This window comes from Conchiformibius steedae (genome assembly GCF_014054725.1).
Classification (GTDB): Bacteria; Pseudomonadota; Gammaproteobacteria; order Burkholderiales; family Neisseriaceae; genus Conchiformibius; species Conchiformibius steedae.
This window is the reverse complement of sequence record NZ_CP059562.1, coordinates 58,771-79,922: the sequence shown is the minus strand read 5'-3', so window position 1 is coordinate 79,922 and position 21,152 is coordinate 58,771. Positions and strand designations below refer to the sequence as shown.

Below are 21,152 nucleotides of genomic sequence, written 5' to 3'. Positions count from 1 at the left end.
CCTGTATTGAAAAGGAATAATTTTTCGCGGACGCGAAAATGCACACGATTATTGAATCAACAATTCAAATTCTTCAACGGTAATCAAGCCTTTTTTCAGCATTTGAATATAGCGTTGCCGTTTTTCCGTTTCTTCCGTAACGGCAACAGAGAACGTTTGCTCATGGTCTTTGGTTTTTTCCGGCACGGTCTGACCCGAATCAGACAGCAAAACATGGTTAAAACCTTCAAAAACCGGATAGCACTCTTTAAAACGCCCGATTAAACTTTCCAAATTATCCCGTTCAATATAATTTTTAATCATTTCTTTAAACGCAGGCGACACACTTCTTAAAATCTGTTGTCCCGCCTGTTGGCGCTGTTCCCGATTCAAACGCGCCAAAATAGCCAATGCCCGTGCTTTGGACGAATCTTTTTGTTCGGTTTCAGACTGAATAAAGGCTTGTTCCGACATATCAGGTTCATCTACCCACATCAACACCCCCTGTTTAATCAGCATCATGGTAAACGTGGCAGGCAAACTTTTGTTTTCAGAAAGATTAAACAATGAATCCCCCGTGCGCTTATACCACATACTGCCGTTTTCATGGCGGAAATGGGTATTGAGGGGAATATCGCTCCATTCGCAAAAAACAGGCTCGGAGCGGGCAGGCAGTTCCAAGGTATCCCCCCAGTTGTCCGCAAACGCCTTATGATAAATTCCCCCGATATTTACCGGTTTTTTTTGCCGTTTGCACTGATCACAAAACGCATTTGCCCGCTCAATAATGCGCTCAATCTGCTCAGGCGAATATTGCGACAAATACTGTTGCTGCTTGTCAAACGGAATGGCAATACGCGCCTGCTGAAACACCTGTTCCTGCGGGGCAGGGGTGTCGTGTTCCACCTTCGGCAAGCCCTCCAAAATCGCTGATTGGCGCGGCGAAATCATAAATCGGATACCCGTTACCGTTCTGCCGCGTTTGATGTATTCCACCCCCACATCAATATCGCAAATTTCATGTGCGTTCAAATTCTCCACAGGCACCTTAATACACTTACGGTTCAATTCCTTAAAACTGACATACTGGTCAGATTTTAATCCCAAATATTCCCGCAGCCTGTCCAAATCCAACACACCCGTTTTCCCCACCCCCTGATAATCCTTGCACAGCTTGTAAATAATCGCCTCATATTTATTGTTAAAACTAGAAAAAATCCCCCAATTTAACAATAAAAACCATTGTTTTAAGCCCAAGTTTTCCGTTAACAACACATCTTGGACAATGGTTGGCAACTTAAATCCCACCGTTGCCGTTTCCTGATGAATTTCAAATTCTGACAAAAATCCCGTTACCCGCGAAACCCCCATATTGTCTTTATTCAAATAATTCAACACCAAAGTTTCCTTACGGATGGCATCCAAATTATCCAGCATTTTTTGCAGCGACTGCTGCGTTACATTCAGGCTTTCGGCGATTTCAAGATTGGAAATCACACAAAAACCATTGTCGTCAAACGCCCGCATATTGTGCAAATTTGCCTGATAGTAGCGCAGCAAAATCAGCCAAATTTTGTACTGCTGCAATGAAATATTGTGCTGGATATGAATCAAAGACTGCGCCACCCGCACTGCCGAAGCCGCAGATAAAAATTTGTGTTCCGACATCGATTTTTAACCGTTTTCTGCCTAAAAGTGGATATCTTAATACTTAACAAATACACTTGTAAATTTTATCGGTACACCTTTATAAAAAATATAATTAACTTATTGATTTTAATTAAAATAAAAAGTGTACTTAACTAAAAATTAAAACTACACTTAATTTATTTTTCAGTACACCTTTATAGTTAATTGATTTAAAATAAATTTATTTAGTTAAAAAATGTAAAACAAAATAGGATCTAAAAATTATTTATTATTTATAACTTATAAATTATGAATTTATTTCTAATATTAAAATTAAATTATTAACATTGAAAAAATTTAGTGTATTTTAAAATAAATAAAAAGCCACTTATTTTGTAAAAAAGTACACCTAAAAAAATCAAATTTTTCAAAATTCACTTATTTTAATTAAAACAAAAACTTAATGGTGGTTGCAAAAATACACAAAAAGCCACTTATTTTGTACTTTTGTACACCTTTTCTGTATTTTTGTACACCTTTTCTGTATTTTTGTACACCTTAAATCGCTGGAAGCCGCATGGATAAAGGCTTTCAGCCCTCCTAAAGTATTTAAAGTATTTAAATATAAATAGTAGTAGTAGGCAGCACCGACAAACGCCCGTCCCACGACAAAATTTTTTACTACTACTTTTTGCTGAAATTTACCCTTTTGCAGCCACCACCAACCATCGTTTAAACCCAAACAAAAAACGTGGGCATTACGCCCACGTCAAATGCTTTTTCCTGACCAATCCAAACAAGCTTAAATCAAACTAAAGCTGTTTTCATCCAAATGCAAACCTGCCATCAATGTGGCAAAGTGAATGCTTTGTCCAGATGTGTCCATATAGCTCAACTGACCGCTTTGTTGGTTATAACTGACCTTGTTCAAAATATCAGCAGTATCGGCAATCCCTACAAACACCTCATGGGACAAAGCAAGGGTATCTTCGCCTACAGCAAAATCAGTTACCGTATCCACAGACAACAAATCACTGAACACGAATGTATCCCGTCCCTCACCACCTGTCAGCGTATCATTCCCACCCTTACCCTCCAAACGGTTGTCTGATGCATTACCCGTCAACACATTGTCCAAAGCATTACCCGTTGCCGTTTGTGCCGCACCATACAGATACAGGTTTTCTACATGCTCGCCCAATACATAATCCGCATAGCTGTACACAGTATCATCGCCCTCGTTTTCATTCTCGCCAACAGAGTCAGTCTGCTGATTAATGACATAAACATCATCACCTGTACCACCATGCATGGTGTCCATACCTGAACCACCGTCCAAGTAATCATTACCAGCTCCCCCGCTGATGATGTCATTACCAGCCCCACCTTGAATGGTATTGGCAGCGTTGTTACCCGTTAAAACATCGTTGTAGGCAGAACCCATCAGGTTTTCAATTTGCGTACCGTAGCCGATAAAGGCTTGGTTATGGGTATAGGCGTATTTTTCGCTAAATGCGTCTGCCAAACCGCTCAAGATGCGGGTAGATGGGTCCAAACCAAAATATTGCTGGTTGGTAAAATCATTGGCAGGGTCGTAAACCAAATTGGCAGATTGTTTGCTTGCATAAATCCACGAACCTGGCGTTAAATTAACATTTACCCCCTGAATTTGGTCAGACGCGTCAAAGGTGTCCACACCTCCACCATCCCACAGGTAAATATCCAAATCACTGCTTTCAGGGTTAACGGGTTTAAAACGGTAGGTATTGTTTTCTGCACGCACATTGGGATTAACGCCAAAGCGGTAATGCAGAAATGCCAAATCGTAAATACCCAAATCCTGTTTGTTCACATCATGGGAATACGACATCACCGTCAGTGAAATACGATTCTCTACTTTGGGCAGCTGATATTGACCTTGAAACGGGTGTTTTAAGCCAAGTGAATGCAGGGTTTCATGCAAAATGGTTTGTGTACCAATGGGATTTGCCAAATTTTTGGTTCCCCCTTTGTGAAGCAAAATCGTACCCAATTGCACGTTGCCACCGTATTGTGCCAAACCATAAGCGGATTTTAAGTCGTTAAGGGTATAAATAATATCGGTTTTATCGGGATCTTCCGTTTCGGTAAAACGGATATTGGCATATTTACTGAAAACAGACAGGGATTGACGCACGGCATCACGGTTAATCGGGCTGAATGTTTTAGATTGTGGTGGCGCTTCACGGAAGCGGTAGTGGATTTCAGCCGTTTCTGATGTACCAAACGGTGCTTTGGCAGTGTGATAAAGCGGTGGTGGATTGCCCCAAGCATCTACCATCAGCGCCTTGAAAAAATACGGCATGGCGTTTTTTTGGAAATCTTGATGACTATGAGCAGAGACAAATTCACTGTTACCGTTTACAGGAACAGGCACAAACAAGGCTTCAGTTTCCGCAGCCGTTTCCCCTTGCTTCAGCAGTTTGGCGTAAATGCCCTTGCTGTTTGCCAGCCATTCGCGGTTTACCTGCACGCTAAAGCCTAAATCACTACCCACTTCAGTTTGAATACGCTCACTACCGATTTCCACCACTACACTGTCGCCTGCCTGAATACCTTCGCCTGATACTTTGCCGGAAACGGTAACGGTGTTTTCAGGAAAAGTCGCACGGAAAACGCCGTTTTGAATGGGGCTGTTTGCGTCCAAAACCACGTTTTCTGATTTCAGTTCTGGGGTCAGAACGGTGGTGATTTCGTGTTTGCTGTTGGTGCTATTCAGCTTGTACAGTACGTTGGCTTGGTCAAAGCTGTAACGGACGTTTTGCCCGTTTAGAGTCGATACATCGGCTTCAGGCACAGACAGCACAAAACTCTGGTCGCTGCGGTCAATGTGGGTGGTGTAGCTTTTATCGCCGATATGGATGGTAATGGCATACACACGGGTTTTGTTTTGCCCAAGCAAGAAATCGCCTTTCAAATCCAAATGCCCGCTAATGCGGATGTGGCGGGGCAAGTCGGCAGCAGTGGCGTCAAACGGATTGAGTTGGATACGTGCAGGCTCTACTTGGGGAACAAGGGGTACGACTGGGGGAGGAACGGGCACATCTGCTACCTGATAGCTGACGGCAGTTTCGGCTTGCCCCGTGTTGCCTGCTTCATCGTGCAGTGAAATTTGGGCTGTGACTGCGCGGCTGCCAGCTGCTGCCAACTGTTCACCCGAAACTTGAACTTGAAAACGCCCATCCGCGTGAACAGTGGTTTGCAGGCTTTGCCCGTTAATATCCAGCACAACGGTGTTGCCTGCGCTAAATTCGCCGCTTACTGTGCCTGACAAGGTGTGCATCTGTGAACGTTCGCCATGTTCCAAAACACCGTTCTCGGCAATGGGGTCAAGACTAATTTGGACGGATGGGGCAATAGTATCCACGCGATAATCGGCAGTGGTACTGCTGTCGGCACGGTTGCCTGCCTTGTCACTAACCTGTGCCTGTACGCTGATGCGGTTGTCGCCTTGCTGTTGTGCGAAAACACTGCCTGCGATGTCGGTTTGCCAGTGCTTGCCTGTTACCGTGGCTGAGTGCGTTTTGCCGTTTACCGTAACCGTCACACGGGTGTCGGCAGGATTAACATCAGAACCGTGCTGCAGCTGCCCTGAAATGCGCACAGATTGCAGACTGTCGGCTTGGTTGAGGGTTTTGCCATGATGGATGGGATCGGCTGTAATTTGCACGCTGGGAGGCGCTACGTCGTACCCATATTCGCGCACGGCGGTTTTTTCGGTGAGATTACCCACCGCATCGCTTACCTGCAGCGTGGCAATCGCGCGGTTACCGTTTGCCAATTGCGTACCGTCCACACTCACACTGAAACGCTGTCCGACCACTTGTGCCTGATGGCTCTGATTGCCAACGGTAACCGTTACCGTGGCTGTCTCGCCATCTTTCAGCCCAACAATCTGCCCTGACAAAGTCACTTTGCCTTGTGACTCGGCGGCATTGACGATGTTGTCCCCTGCAATATCGTCCCACACGATAACAGCAGCAGAATTTTCCAATGCCACGGTGTAGTTTTGAACAGCTTGTGCCTGTGCCGTATTGCCTGCTTCATCGCTAACCAACACACGCGCGGTAATCATGTGATGCCCGTCTGCCACCAAATCGCTGCCGTCAAACAGCACACTGAAGCGCCCGTCTGTGACCGTTGCCGTTTTGCTGACCCCGCTGCAAACGGGACAACCGCATACCACCGTTACCGTTGTGCCGTTGTCCACATTTTGCGCCGTCCCGCTAACAGACACACTGCCTTGTGCCTCGCTGCGGTTAATCACATTGTCGCCCGTCAGGGCATCAATGCTTAACACGGGCTGCGGCGGTGCTTCGGTGTCCACTTGGTAAGCGTGTTGCGTTGTATTTGAGGTGGTGTGCCCCTTGGCATTTTCCACCGTGGCGCTGATGCTTTGATGGTTGGCTAAAGTCTGCGCGTCCACTAGGGCGCTAAATTTGCCCTCTGAGAGCCGTTCGCGGTATTGGGCTTGTCCTACCATTATCACAACGAGATCCCCCTCTTCTGCGTGCGCTACGCGCCCAGAAACGACAATGGTGGTTTGCTGTGACTCGGCGATGTTGATGATATTGTCTTCGGTAATCGGATTTAAGGTGATGACAGGAGGCGTTTTAGACGGTTGTGATGATGGCTTGCTGTTGTGATTGGTTTCGGATGAACCGCCGCTGCCTTTACCGCCCGATGCAGCTGCGGCAATACCACCCACAGCCACCAAAGCCCCCGCACCCCACAGCAAGGGACTACCACCTACTGTTTGAGCCGTTACTGCTGCCGAACTACTGATTGCCGCAGTTTGCGCAACAGGCGTTGCCATTTCGCCACTCGAAGCAACGGGCATTAATACCTGTTCGCCATAAGATTCAATCCACACAATGGGTTCGCTGCCATCGGGTAACAGCCACTTTAAGCTGTTGCCCTCGCGCACAGGGGTTAAAACCGCCCCTGTTTCGTCAATCAACTCATATTGTGCCCCTGCTTGTGCTTGGATTTTCACGGGGCGCGTGCCTAAGGGCTGTTCGGTGGTGCGTCCGTTTACAGTGGTTTTCAGAGTGAGGTTTTTCACTGAATTTCCTTTCATAGATGTTTGTCGTATAAGGTAAATTTTACGCTTTTGCCTATTGGTTTTCAAGTTTTGCCACATCTGGCACAGGCATTGCTAATGGATTTTTGAACGATTGTTTCAGTCTATGATATTTCAACTGAAATTTTGATTGACAAATACGCTGATAGATGATTTCTGTGTTGAATGACAAGGGAAGTTGGCGTAAAATTAGTTTATCCAACAAATATCTACGAAAGGAATGATAATGAAGGTCTATACTCTAAAAACCACTGTAAACGGTCATAGCACCGTACAAAAACTAAACCCCGCTCAAGCGGTCAAAATTCAAGCGCAGGCAGGGGCGCAATATGAGTTGATTGACGAAACAGGGGCGGTTTTAACCCCTGTGCGCGAGGGCAACAGCTTAAAGTGGCTGTTACCCGATGGCAGCGAACCCATTGTGTGGATTGAATCTTATGGCGAACAGGTATTAATGCCCGTTGCTTCGGGTGGCGAAATGGTCTCGCCCATTGGCGAGACAGTAGCAATTAAAAGCCCCACAGTAGTCGCAGCTCAAACAGTAGGTGGTAGTCCCTTGATGTGGGGTGCGGGGGCTTTGGTGGCTGTGGGTGGTATTGCCGCAGCTGCATCGGGCGGTAAAGGCGGTGGTTCAAACGAACCAAACCATACCCCACAAAATAGCTCTAATCCCCCCAGCGGAACAGGTAACAAATCTGATGCAGGCAAGCCCTTACCTGTTGCCCAACCTGAAATCATCCTTAACGCCATTACTGCCGACAATACCCTTAACCACGCTGAAGCCACCGATAGTGTGACTGTTTCTGGCACAGTTAAAAATGCGGCGAATGGCGATACTGTGGTGTTAAAAATTGGCAACCACAATGTAGAAACCACCATACAAAACGGCAGCTTCTCACAAGCAGTAGATGGCAAAGTGTTGGCAAATGCCAACAGCATTACCGCCACCGTTAGTGGCAAGGGCGGCAGTCACAGCGTAGCCAAAACCTACAGCGTAGATACTGAAATCGCTACCCCTATCATTAAACTCAAACCCATTACTGCCGACAATATCATCAACATTGCCGAATCGAAACAAACTGCGGTTACCGTTTCAGGTAGTGTGCAGAATGCCAAAGACGGCGATACCGTGGTTTTACGCGTAGGCAATGCAGAGTATCGCGCTACTGTTGCCAAAGGTGAATTTAGCGCGGTAGTAGATGGTAACACCCTAGCTAACCATCAAAGCATCAGCGCGACAGTAGATACCGCCGACCCAGCAGGCAACACCGCCCAAGGCAAGGTTGAACACGCTTACCGTGTTGTGACCACACCTCCGACTGGCACCATTAGTTTGGATGCCATTACTGGCGACAACATCATCAATCGTACCGAATCACAAGGCAAAATCCGTATTTCGGGACGTACTGAAAAAGTAGCAGATGGCAGTGAAGTGATTATTTCCTGCGGCTGCCCCAACTGCGCCAGTACGGTGGACAAAACCGCCGTAGTGCAAAACGGCATATTCTCCGTAGAATTTGATGGTAGTGAACTGGTGGCAGACGGTCGCCATGTGATGATTGCCCGTGTCAATGTGCGCGATGAAGCAGGCAATACCGCCGAAGTGAGCGACAGCCAAGGTTATACCGTTGCCATTGCGGACCCTGACGCCACATTAACGTGGAACAAAGTTACCGCAGATAACATCATTAACCATAAAGAATCACAAGAAAAAATCATCCTTTCAGGCAGTATCGGTACGCTCAAAAGCGGCGAAACCGCTACCGTTGCGGTCAAAATCGGCAGCGAAACTTTAAATGCGGTGGTAAAAGACGGCAGCTACAACGTAGAAGCAGACGGCAGCAAACTGGCACAGTACAAACAAGTTGAAGCCGTGCTGACAGTAAGCGACTCAAACGGCAACCGTGCCGAAAAAAGCGTGGTGCAGGCTTATCAGGTGGATACCGAACTGAAACAGCCCGTGATTGCTATCGACACAATCAATCAAGGCAAAATTCTGAATCATCAAGACAGTCTGAACACCGTTACCGTTTCAGGCAGCCTGAACCATGACAGTGATGTGAACCTTGCTGCCACCCGTGTTAGCGTAAAAATTAACGGCGAAACTCACGATGCCACCGTTACAGGCAATCGCTGGCAAACCAGCATTGCAGGCAGCAAGTTGGCGAAAAATCAGGGTGATAATCAAATTACCGTAGAAGCACAAGTAACGGATAAAGCTGGCAACAGCGCGGACAGCAGTGCCAAAGCGGATTACCGTGTGGACACGCTTGCCCCTTCTGCCAAAATCGTGTTGGACAAGATTGCTGGCGACAATGTGTTAAGCCATACCGAAGCACAAAACAGCGTAACCGTTTCGGGCAAGGTAACGGGCGAATTTAAGGCAAATGATGCGCTGACCTTAACTGCTAATGGCAAAGTCGTGCAAACCACCGTTCAGGCAGATGGCAAATTTTCGGTAGAGTTTAAAGGCAGCGAATTGGCGGCTTCAGGCAGCCGTGAAGTGAAGGCGCAAATGAACTTGCGTGATGATGCGGGCAATACAGGTAAAGCGGAAGCTGCCGTTAGCTATCAGGTAGAAAATGCACCTGTTACACCACCGCCCACGCCACCCGTTCTACCTACACCCAAACCCGAATCCGCCGCGATTCATCTGAATCAGATTGACCCTGCGGTTATGCCTGATAGCGGCTTTATCCGCATTGGTGGCACGGTGAAGCTGGAAGGCGCGTTTGCTGTGGGCTACAACAAACACCGTTTGCATGCTGTTACCGTCAAAATCGGCGATAAAAGCTATCGTTCGGTAGTGGACCCACAAACACAAAAATTTGTGGTGGATATTGCCGAAAGCGATTTGCCGTCTATTCAGGGCAAAGCGGTCAGCTATGAATTTGAGACAGATGAAAATATTTATAATCTTGTTCCCAGTACGAATCCGGGCTTTAAGTATTACGCCCAACCGAATGAAACGCCCAAGCTGAATGCCAGCCATATCGTTTTGGATGAGAACACGCCGATTGCCGAAAATTTCTTTAATTTGTCGGCAGATACAAGCAGAAGTGTAGAAATCAGCGGCAAAGTAAGCGGCGATGCCAAAGCAGGCGATACGGTTACTTTAACGGTGGGCAAAGAGACTTTCAACACAGTGGTGGCGGAGGATTTAAGTTTCCGCCAAAGCGTGGACAGCGAGTTGTTGGCAGATAACGGCAGCGTTCAGGCAGCCTTGCGCCGCGATGGTGTGGACAAAGCAACAACCGAAGCGCATTTATCGCGTGCACCCGAATTGTCTGCTGAATTTGTCAGTCTGCATAAGATTGACAGCCAGACTGAGGGTGGTCGTCCCTATTTTATTAACTCGTTGATGGTTGAATCGCGGGGCGACGCATTCCCAAGCTATCACACTAAATATGCGCCGATTGATTTCAGTAAAGAGGCGGTGTTGCCGTATAAAATCTTTAATCAGAACAATGGACGCTATTTTGCCTTTAGCGAAAACGATATTGCCGGTGTGAAAAAGGCTTTAGAGCATATTAGCAGCTACGCCAATGTCCGTTTTGAAGAAAAACCGTCTGCCGACTATTGGGACGTCGCCATTGGCTTTTATATGACTAATGTGAAAGGCGGTACCAATGCCCATGCCTACTACGGCGGCAGTGTGTATATGGGTAAGCATCTGACAGAAAAAGGAAAATCTTTGTTGGACGATAATCCGCAGAAGATTTTGCTACATGAGATACTGCATTCCTTGGGCTTGCAACATCCTGAATCTGGTTTGCTAAAAATGCCAAAAGCAGAAGACACTGCTTTGAATTCCTTAATCGCTTATAAAGATACCCCTACTGCTGAAACGCAGCTCGGTATTTTTGACGTGGCGTTTTTGCACTACCGCTTTGGTGTCAATCCCAATGTGCGCACAGGCAATGACGTGTACCGTTTCCGTCCTGCCAACCGACACAGCGTGGAGCGCGATGTGTATATTTGGGACGGCGGCGGCGTGGACACCTTTGACGCTTCCGACCAAACACAGGGTGTAAACGTCAACTTAACCCCCGGTTCGTGGATTTATGCAGGGGAGAAAACCCAAAATTTCCTGATGACTGCGCCATATACTTATTTGGATAACCATGCTTATTTTGGTTTGCCTAAGAATGTGAGCATTAACGGTGGCGTGGGCGCAGTGCGTTTGGATAATTACACCCAAAACCAAGCCTTTATCGGTTACGGTACGCAGATTGAAAAACTGATTGGTTCGGATTATGACGACACCTTAACAGGCAACAATGCGGCTAATGCCATTTATGGCGGTAAAGGCAAGGACACCATCAACGGTGGTGGCGGTAACGATTATCTGGACGGCGGAGCAGGTGCAGACAAAATGAGTGGTGGCGTGGGCGACGATACTTATGTGGTGGATAACACAGCCGATACCATTACCGAAGCTGCTGGCGAAGGCAACGACACTGTTCACAGCTACATCAGCTATACCTTGGGCGCAAACGTAGAAAACCTGCATTTATACGGCACGGACAACGTAAACGCCGTTGGTAACGCCGTGGCAAATGTACTGAAAGGCAATGCCGCCGATAACCGCTTGGAAGGTGGCGCAGGTAACGACACCTTAACAGGCGGAAAAGGGCGTGATACCTTTGTATTCAGTGATTTGCTGGAAGGCAATGTGGACAGCATTACTGATTTTACTGTAGGTGAAGACACCATCGCCCTTTCGCAAAATGTGTTTACCGCCTTGGAAACAGGCAAAGTGATGCAGCATATCCAATACGACAGCGCAACGGGTAAATTAAACTATGATAACAATGGTCAAAGCGTACATTTTGCCACCATCGGCACGGGTTTGCAGATTGACGAAAACAGCTTCAGCCTGATTTAAACCGTGATGTTCAGGCAGCTTTCAAGTTGGGAGCTGCCTGTTTAACATTGCTTCCAATCCAGATACGACCATTGTCTAGGAATAATCATCATGAAAACCTATACTCTAAAAACCACTGTAAACGGTCATAGCACCGTACAAAAACTAAACCCCGCTCAAGCGGTCAAAATTCAAGCGCAGGCAGGGGCGCAATATGAGTTGATTGACGAAACAGGGGCGGTTTTAACCCCTGTGCGCGAGGGCAACAGCTTAAAGTGGCTGTTACCCGATGGCAGCGAACCCATTGTGTGGATTGAATCTTATGGCGAACAGGTATTAATGCCCGTTGCTTCGGGTGGCGAAATGGCAACGCCTGTTGCGCAAACTGCGGTAATCAGTAGTTCGGCAGCGGTAACGGCTCAAACAGTAGGTGGTAGTCCCTTGCTGTGGGGTGCGGGTGCTTTGGTGGCTGTGGGCGGGATTGCCGCAGCTGCATCGGGTGGTAAAAGCGGTGGCGGTTCAAATGAACCAAACCATACCCCGCAAAATAGCCCTAACCCCCCCAGCGGAACAGGCAACCAATCTGATGCAGGCAATCCCTTACCTGTTGCCAAACCCGAAATCACCCTTAACGCCATTACTGCCGACAATACCCTTAACCACGCTGAAGCCACCGATAGTGTGACCGTTTCTGGCACAGTTAAAAATGCGGCGAATGGCGATACTGTGGTGTTAAAAATTGGCAACCACAATGTAGAAACCACCATACAAAACGGCAGCTTCTCACAAGCAGTAGATGGCAAAGTGTTGGCAAATGCCAACAGCATTACCGCCACCGTTAATGGCAAGGGTGGCAGCCACAGCGTAGCCAAAACCTACAGCGTAGATACTGAAATCGCTACCCCTATCATTAAACTCAAACCCATTACTGCCGACAATATCATCAACATTGCCGAATCGAAACAAACTGCGGTTACCGTTTCAGGTAGTGTGCAGAATGCCAAAGACGGCGATACCGTGGTTTTACGCGTAGGCAATGCAGAGTATCGCGCTACTGTTGCCAAAGGTGAATTTAGCGCGGTAGTAGATGGTAACACCCTAGCTAACCATCAAAGCATCAGCGCGACAGTAGATACCGCCGACCCAGCAGGCAACACCGCCCAAGGCAAGGTTGAACACGCTTACCGTGTTGTGACCACACCTCCGACTGGCACCATTAGTTTGGATGCCATTACTGGCGACAACATCATCAATCGTACCGAATCACAAGGCAAAATCCGTATTTCGGGACGTACTGAAAAAGTAGCAGACGGCAGTGAAGTGATTATTTCCTGCGGCTGCCCCAACTGCGCCAGTACGGTGGACAAAACCGCCGTAGTGCAAAACGGCATATTCTCCGTAGAATTTGATGGTAGTGAACTGGTGGCAGACGGTCGCCATGTGATGATTGCCCGTGTCAATGTGCGCGATGAAGCAGGCAACACTGCCGAAGTGAGCGACAGTCAGGGTTATACCGTTGCCATTGCCGACCCTGCCGCCACATTAACGTGGAACAAAATCGCTACCGACAATATTATCAACCGCAGCGAAGCCAATGGAAAAATCACCCTTTCAGGTAGCATCGGTACGCTCAAAAGCGGCGAAACCGCCACCGTTGCCGTTAAAATCGGCAGCGAAACCTTAAATGCCGTAGTAAAAGATGGCAGTTACAGCGTAGAAGCAGACGGCAGCAAACTGGCACAATACAAACAAGTTGAAGCCGTGCTGACCATAACCGACCCAAACGGCAACCGCGCCGAAAAAAGCGTGGTGCAAACCTATCAGGTAGATACCGAACTGAAACAGCCTGTAATCAGTATTGATTCAATCAATCAAGGCAAAATCCTGAACCATCAAAACAGCCTGAACACCGTTACCGTTTCAGGCAGCCTGAAATACGACAACGATGTGAACCCTGCCGCCACCCGTGTGAGCGTAAAAATTAACGGCGAAACTCACGATGCCACCGTTACAGGTAATCGCTGGCAAACCAGCATTGCAGGCAGCAAGTTGGCGCAGAATCAGGGTGCAAACAGCATTACCGTCCAAGCACAAGTAACGGATAAGGCTGGTAACAGCGCGGACAGCAGCCAAACGGCAAGTTATCAAGTAGATACGCTTGCTCCGTCCGCTCAAATTACCCTGAATCCGATTACCGAAAACGGTGTTTTGGAACACGGTGAACGTTCGCAGATGCACACTTTGTCGGGCACGGTAAGCGGCGAATTTAGCGCAGGCAGCACTGTTGTACTGGAGATTAACGGGCAAAGCCTGCAAACCACCGTTCAGAAAAACGGGCATTTCCAAGTTCAGGTTTCAGGCGAACAGTTGGCAGCTTCAGGCAGCCATGAAGTGAAGGCGCAAATGAGTTTGCGTGATGATGCGGGCAATACAGGTAAAGCGGAAGCTGCCGTTAGCTATCAGGTAGAAAATGCACCTGTTACACCACCGCCCACGCCACCCGTTCTACCTACACCCAAACCCGAATCCGCCGCGATTCATCTGAATCAGATTGACCCTGCGGTTATGCCTGATAGCGGCTTTATCCGCATCGGCGGCATGGTGAAGCTGGAAGGTGCGTTTGCTGTGGGCTATAACAAACACCGTTTGCATGCTGTTACCGTCAAAATCGGCGATAAAAGCTATCGTTCGGTAGTGGACCCACAAACGCAAAAATTTGTGGTGGATATTGCCGAAAGCGATTTGCCGTCTATTCAGGGTAAGCAAGTTAGCTATGCATTTGATACGGAAAAACAAATTTATGAGCTTGTTCCCAGCCAAAACCCAGGTTTCCACTATTATGCCAAACCGATTGATACGCCTACGCTAAATGCCAGCCATATTGTTTTGGATAAAAACACCCCGATTGCCAACAATATCTTTGATTTGGCGGCAGATACCCGCAGCAGCGTAGAAATCAGCGGCAGGGTAAGCGGCGATGCCAAAGCGGGTGATACGGTTACTTTAACTGTTGGCGGAAAAAATTACGAAACCGTTGTAAATCAGGATTTAACTTTCCGCCAAAGCGTGGACAGCGAGTTGCTGGCGGATAACGGCAGCGTTCAGGCAAGTTTGCAGCGTAAAGGTACGCAAAAAGCAAGTACTGAAGCACATTTATCACGCGCCCCTGAATTGTCCGCCGATTTTGTCAGCGCCCACACTATTGACCGTGACAGCGATGGTGGTCGTGCGTATTTTATTAATTCCTTGTTGGTCGAAAAGGGGCGTAGAGGTATCTTTCAGTTCCCGACTTACCACAATGAACGTGCGCCGATTGACTTCAGTAAAGCGGCGGTGCTGCCGTATAAAATCGTTAATTTGAGTAATGGCTATTATTTTAATTTTGGCGAGAAAGACGTTGCAGGTGTGAAAAAGGCTTTGGATATTATCAGCCAATACGCCAATATCCATTTTGAACAAACGGAATCAGTTTTGCGCGATGATGTCGCCATCCGTTTTTATATTGTGAAAAAACAATCTACTAACTCCAACGCCCATGCCGAATACGGCGGCGATGTGTATATGGGTAACAGCTTGTTGGAAGGCGGAAAAAAATCGCTGTCGGACGATTATCCTTTGAATGTAGTTTTACACGAAGTGCTGCATTCTTTGGGCGCGGAACACCCTCATCAGGGCAATATTCAGATGCCCCATGCCGAAAACAGCCGCTTATTAACTGCTTTGTCGTATAAAGAACAGGATTTGGCGTATCCGCAGCTGGGTATTTTTGACGTGGCGTTTTTGCATTACCGCTTTGGTGTCAATCCCAATGTGCGCAAGGGTAATGATGTGTACCGTTTCCGTGCCGCCAGCGACCACAGTGTGGAACGTGATGTGTATATTTGGGACGGCGGCGGTGTGGACACCTTTGACGCTTCCGACCAAACACAGGGCGTAAACGTAAACCTAACCCCCGGTTCGTGGATTTATGCAGGCAAAAAAACTGAAAATTTCCTGATGGCAGCACCCTACACATCCGCAGGCATCAATACCTATTTTGGTCAGCCTGCCAACATCAATATCAACGGTGGTGTAGATAAAATCCGTTTTAATAATTACACCCAAAACCAAGCCTTTATCGGTTACGGTACGCAGATTGAAAAACTGATTGGTTCGGATTATGACGACACCTTAACAGGCAACAATGCGGCTAATGCCATTCACGGCGGTAAAGGTAATGACACCATCAACGGTGGCGGCGGTAATGACTATTTGGATGGTGGCGCAGATGCAGACAAAATGAGTGGTGGCGTGGGCGACGATACTTATGTGGTGGATAACACAGCCGATACCGTTACCGAAGCTGTTGGCGAAGGCAACGACACCGTTCACAGCTACATCAGCTATACTTTGGGTGAGAATGTAGAAAACCTGCATTTGTATGGCACGGACAATGTGAATGCTATTGGTAATGCTTTGGCAAATGTGTTGAAAGGCAATGCCGCCGATAACCGTTTGGAAGGCGGCGCAGGTAACGACACCTTAACGGGCGGTAAAGGGCGTGATACCTTTGTATTCAGTGATTTGCTGTCGGTAGATACCATTGCCGACTTTACCGTAGGCGAAGACACCATCGCCCTTTCGCAAAATGTGTTTACTGCCTTGGAAACAGGCAAAGTGATGCAGCATATCCAATACGACAGCGCAACGGGTAAATTAAACTATGATAACAATGGTCAAAGCGTACATTTTGCCACCATCGGCACAGGTTTACAGATTGACGAAAACAGCTTCAGTTTGATTTAAAAACAAAAACTTCGGGCAAGCTGCAGCCTTGGCTTGCCCGAAATCCATTTATGCCTGCAACAGAGTTTCAATTCTTTTGAAGAAATAATAGCCCTTCTGTTGCGCTTCAGCATTGCCGTTGGGTGCCAACAAATTTAAATAAACCAATAACCAATGCTTAACATTTTGCGCAATCAATACTTTAAATTGTATTTTTTCAGGGTCTTGCCCTGTTTGTGCCTGTTCCAAACTATCGTAATACGCCAAACGTTTATCGTTTTCACTGTCCAAAATCGTAATCGGATAACCGTTTCTTAATAAAATTAAATTCATAACCAGTCGTGCCGTGCGCCCGTTGCCGTCAATAAACGGATGAATGGTAACCAAACGTTCATGCATTTCCGCCGCCAACTCAACAGGGTGCATGATATCTTTATTTTTATGATAAAAATCAAAATATTGATTCATTAAATCGGGTATGTGCAAAAATGATGGCGGAATAAAACTGCTGCCCGAAATCAGCACATCTTCCAAACGGTATCTGCCCGCATTTTCACGGTTAATGCCATGCAAAATCAGCGCATGAATATCCAGCAGACAACGCTTGTCAAAAGGCAGTTCGGAAGATGCCACTTCACGAATATAATCAATGGCTTCTTGGTGATTCACAGCTTCCAGATGCTCTGCCAGCGTTTTACCTTTTACCGTAAAACCTTTATTCACCACCAAATGCGTTTCGTTTTTACTTAAAGTATTGCCTTCAATTTTATTGCTTTGGTAAGTATATTCAATATCAAAAGATTGTTTTAATTTAAAAACTTCGTTTCCCGATAAAGGACGGAAGCTGTCCAAACAGGCTTTTAAATCGCTTAACTGCGCTTTTAATTCGCTAAAATCAGGTGTATCGTGCCAAATAGCAGATAAATTAAGTAATTGATTATTTTGCATGATTTTTTGGTGGAACAAGGTGCGCAAATGTGCTAATTCGGTATGGGCAGGCATAATGTGTATAAAATGATGGTGGTTTGATATTGCTTTATTATATCTGTTTATCGTATTTATAGTGGATTAAAATCGCAACGATACGGCGTTATCGCCTTGTCTCGTTTTTATCCGCTATATTTTCGCGGACGCGAAAATGAACTGTTGAGGCAGCAAGTTTTTCAATATGTAATTGGGCGAAATATTTAGTGCAAATTTTTTTAAACTTATTTCAGTTTTTGTTTACATAAAATGCGTTTTATCTTATAATTCCATGTAATTACATTTTATTTACACAAACAATTGTGGGTAAGTGATTTACTTGATTGATATATCATATATCATATATCATATATCATATATCATATATCATATATCATATATCAATTATTATTTTTTGGATTTTTCTTTCTAATTAATTATTTTTAATTTTAGTTTAGGGGGCATTAAATATGAGACGTTTACCGGTTTATTTATTAATTGATACGTCCGGTTCAATGCAGGGCGAAGCCATTGAAGCGGTGCGTAACGGTATTCAGGTATTGGTTTCGGCTTTGCGTCAGGATCCTTATGCTTTGGAAACGGCTTATTTGTCGGTGATTACCTTTGACAATCAAGCGAAACAAATAACCCCTTTAACCGAACTGATTAATTTTCAAATTCCCGATATACAGGCTTCAGGCGTAACGGCAATGGGCGAGGCATTAAGCTTGTTGGCAGATTGTGTGAACCGTGAAGTGGTTAAAGGCAGTGCGGAAGTAAAAGGCGATTGGAAACCGATGGTGTTTTTGCTGTCGGATGGCTCGCCTACCGATGATTTGGCACGGGGTATTCAGGCATTGCGCCAGATTAAAACAGGTCCGTTTGTGGCGTGTGCCGCAGGTCCTTATGCGGATGGCGAAACCTTAAAACAAATTACGGAAACCGTGGTGTCTTTGGATACGGCGGATACTGCGTCTATCCGCAGCTTTTTCAAATGGGTGTCTTCGTCTATTTCGGTGTCCAGCCAAAAAGTTGAAAATGGCGGGAAGGAAGTCAGCGGTTTGGACGAACTGCCGCCGCCGCCGCCGGAAGTGAACGTGGTGTTGTAAAGTACTGGGGAAATGCCCTAATCTGAATTGCTGTTTAAAATGGTAAGGTAAAACAGTATGGCCATCAGTTTGAAAAAGGGACAGGGGGTAAGCCTGCGTAAAAACAGCGGGTTTGACCTGTCGCGCCTGCATGTGGGCTTGGGCTGGGATGTGGCGGAAACCCGGCCAGAATATGATTTGGACGCCATTGCATTTTTGTTGGACGAACACGGTCAGGTTGCCAATTTGGGTGTAGTCAGTGCCAACGGGCGTCATACTTTGATTGACAGCGATGTGGTTTTTTACAATTCGCTGGTGCATCCGAGCGGCAAAATCCGTTTGAGCGGCGATAACCGCACCGGTTCGGCGGGGGCAGATGATGATGAAACCATTATGGTGGATTTGGATACCTTGCCCGAATGCTATACGGCGATTGTGTTTTTGGTGGTTATTTTTAAAGGAAAAGAACGCGGACAGTCGTTTGCGGGGGTGAGCCGTGCTTCTATTCGTGCCGCAGATGCCAAAGGTGTGGAAATCTGCCGTTATGATATTGGCGGGCGTGCCGAAAACCGTGCGCACTGCGCCATGACCTTTGCCCGTGCCGAGCGGGATGGGAACGGCGGCTGGCTGTTTAGCGCGATTGGCGAATTTGCCGAAACCGACCGTTTTGTGGATTTATTGAAAAACTATCTGCCTTATTAATTATTTGCCTGCAATGCCGATACGGGTATTTCAGGCGGTTTTTTCAATTTGCCCCGTTTTATGGTTGATAAAAATAAAAACAATTTTAATCAACTTTATATTGAAATACAGCCGATGAATTAAAGTAAGGAATCGTATGTCCCGCCGACTTTTAACTTATATTTGTATTGATACTTCAGGTTCCATGCGCGGCGAGCCGATTGAAGCGGTTAATACGGGTTTGCAATCGCTGATGGCATCGCTGCGGCAAAACCCGTATGCTTTGGAAAGTGTGCATTTAAGCATTACCACTTTTGACAGCCACATTAAAACGGTTTTGCCGCTGACACCCTTGGAACAGGTGGTGCTGCCTGAAATTGTGTGTCCCGAAAGCGGGGCGACGTTTTTGGGCGGGGTGCTGGAACACATTGCCGATGCGGTTCGGCGCGACCGGATTGTCGGCACGCCGCAGCAAAAAGGCGATTGGCGTCCGATTTTAATCGTATTAACCGACGGTAAACCCACCGATTTATTGGTTTATAGTGAAATTATCCCGACTATCAAACAATTGGGTTTCGGTAATATTGTGGCGTGTGCCGCAGGACCCAAAGCCGATGCCGCCTATTTAAAACAATTGACCGATACCGTGGTGTCTTTAGATATTATGGATGCTGCTTCTTTTGCCAAATTTTTCCAATGGGTATCGGCAGCCGTTGCCAGCACCAGTGTCAGCGTGGGTAGTTCGGTGGGGAACGAGCTGCCACCGCCGCCGCCCGAAATCAATGTGGTTTTGTAAAGGGGAAGCATGATGCGCCGTTTGCCGATTTTTTTGGTGATTGATGTTTCGGAAAGCATGGTAGGCAATCATTTGCGCCATATGCAGGAAGGCATTGCCCGTTTGATTGATGCCTTGCGCAAAGACCCTTATGCTTTGGAAACCGTGTATTTGTCGGTGATTGCCTTTGCCGGCGTTGCCAAAACCATAGTACCTTTGGTGGAATTGCCCGTGTTTTATCCCCCGCGTCTGCCTGTGGGCGGCGGCACATCTATCGGCATGGCGTTAAATCATGTAATGGACGAAATTGACCGTCAGGTGGTACGCAATACCCCGCAGCAAAAAGGCGATTGGAAACCTGTGGTGTATTTTATGTCAGACGGTAGCGCCACCGACAATCCTGCTTCCGCCATCGCCCGTTGGCAAAAATATTTTTCTACAAGAGCCACTTTAATTTCCATCGGCATTGGCGCGTTTGCCGATTTGTCGCTGTTAAGCGGCATCAGTCAAGAAACATTGCGTTTGGAGCAGTGTAACGAAAACGATTTCAAAGAATTTATCCATTGGATTTCCCAATCCGTTTCATCACAAAGCCGCAGCTTGGGCGTAGATGTACCGGTTACTTTAGACAAACAAAACTCCGTCTTGTCGCTGGTCAAAAATTTGGAAGAAGCCATTGCCATTGACGAAAATTATGTGATTATCAACGGATTGTGTTCTAAAACCAAATTACCTTACCTGATGAAATACGAACGTTTGCCCGATATGGCGGATATTCCGTTTTTTAACAAACAAAGCCCGCAAGTTTACCGTTATGTCGGCGTATTTGCCGTAGAAGCCGATTATGCGGAATGGTCGGACAGCCGTGTCAATACCCAAACCGTTGCCGCATCGCGTTTGATGGGCGGGGGAGGGTGTCCGCATTGCGGTGCGCCCTATGGCTTGGCAACTTGCGGCGGTTGCGGGCAGGTGCTGTGCGTAGAAGGTGAAGGCGAAGCCGTTTGTCCTGCCTGCAGTAAGCAATTGTATATGGGTGCGGCAGAAGGGGACTTTGATATTGCCCGTTCACGCGGTTAGGGTTGGATTAAACTAAAGGAAATTATTATGAATCAAGAGACTATAAAAAAATTGAAAAATATACGTACTTTTCTACAAAAAATAATTCAAGCAGAAGATGAACAGTTATTAAGATTTTTACGAGAAAAATTTGATGATAATAAAGATAATATTTGCAACAATTATGAGATTATAAGAATTTTGAATGATGGTTGGCACAAGTTGCAT

The 21,152-nt window shown here is 46.6% G+C and carries 10 protein-coding genes; 6 read left to right on the top strand and 4 right to left on the bottom strand.

Annotated elements, in window-relative coordinates; genetic code table 11:
- Window positions 1-48: 48 nt before the first annotated feature.
- From H3L98_RS00335 to H3L98_RS00330, 3 genes are all read right to left on the bottom strand, one after another.
- A complete protein-coding gene (locus tag H3L98_RS00335) occupies window positions 49-1,647 on the bottom strand; it encodes a replication initiation protein (RefSeq protein ID WP_051532102.1) in 1,599 nt (532 codons plus the stop codon).
- A gap of 421 nt (window positions 1,648-2,068) precedes the next feature.
- On the bottom strand, window positions 2,069-2,350 hold the full coding sequence (locus H3L98_RS10795; RefSeq protein WP_220458624.1) for a hypothetical protein: 282 nt from the start codon (window positions 2,348-2,350) through the stop codon (window positions 2,069-2,071).
- 60 nt (window positions 2,351-2,410) lie between these two features.
- Window positions 2,411-6,712: an Ig-like domain-containing protein gene (locus H3L98_RS00330; protein WP_169733470.1), complete on the bottom strand. Its 4,302-nt coding sequence runs from the start codon at window positions 6,710-6,712 to the stop codon at window positions 2,411-2,413.
- A gap of 244 nt (window positions 6,713-6,956) precedes the next feature.
- Between H3L98_RS00330 and H3L98_RS00325 the strand changes: the two genes are divergently transcribed.
- On the top strand, window positions 6,957-11,618 hold the full coding sequence (locus H3L98_RS00325) for an Ig-like domain-containing protein (RefSeq protein WP_182078417.1): 4,662 nt from the start codon (window positions 6,957-6,959) through the stop codon (window positions 11,616-11,618).
- A gap of 90 nt (window positions 11,619-11,708) precedes the next feature.
- The gene (locus H3L98_RS00320) at window positions 11,709-16,382 is read left to right on the top strand and encodes an Ig-like domain-containing protein (RefSeq protein WP_182078416.1); all 4,674 of its coding nucleotides are present in this window, start codon (window positions 11,709-11,711) and stop codon (window positions 16,380-16,382) included.
- 48 nt (window positions 16,383-16,430) lie between these two features.
- Here H3L98_RS00320 and H3L98_RS00315 read toward each other — a convergent pair whose 3' ends face one another.
- Window positions 16,431-17,363: a Fic family protein gene (locus tag H3L98_RS00315; RefSeq protein ID WP_211247103.1), complete on the bottom strand. Its 933-nt coding sequence runs from the start codon at window positions 17,361-17,363 to the stop codon at window positions 16,431-16,433.
- A 431-nt stretch (window positions 17,364-17,794) separates the two neighbouring features.
- On the opposite strand from H3L98_RS00315, the gene H3L98_RS00310 reads away from it, so the two are divergent.
- From H3L98_RS00310 to H3L98_RS00295, 4 genes are all read left to right on the top strand, one after another.
- A complete protein-coding gene (locus H3L98_RS00310; protein ID WP_027022265.1) occupies window positions 17,795-18,433 on the top strand; it encodes a vWA domain-containing protein in 639 nt (212 codons plus the stop codon).
- Window positions 18,434-18,490: 57 nt separating this feature from the next.
- A complete protein-coding gene (locus tag H3L98_RS00305) occupies window positions 18,491-19,114 on the top strand; it encodes a TerD family protein (RefSeq protein ID WP_027022264.1) in 624 nt (207 codons plus the stop codon).
- A 136-nt stretch (window positions 19,115-19,250) separates the two neighbouring features.
- Window positions 19,251-19,889, top strand: coding sequence for a vWA domain-containing protein (locus H3L98_RS00300; protein ID WP_027022263.1), 639 nt, complete (start codon window positions 19,251-19,253; stop codon window positions 19,887-19,889).
- 12 nt (window positions 19,890-19,901) lie between these two features.
- Window positions 19,902-20,945, top strand: coding sequence for a TerY-C metal binding domain-containing protein (locus tag H3L98_RS00295; RefSeq protein ID WP_027022262.1), 1,044 nt, complete (start codon window positions 19,902-19,904; stop codon window positions 20,943-20,945).
- Window positions 20,946-21,152 lie beyond the last annotated feature (207 nt).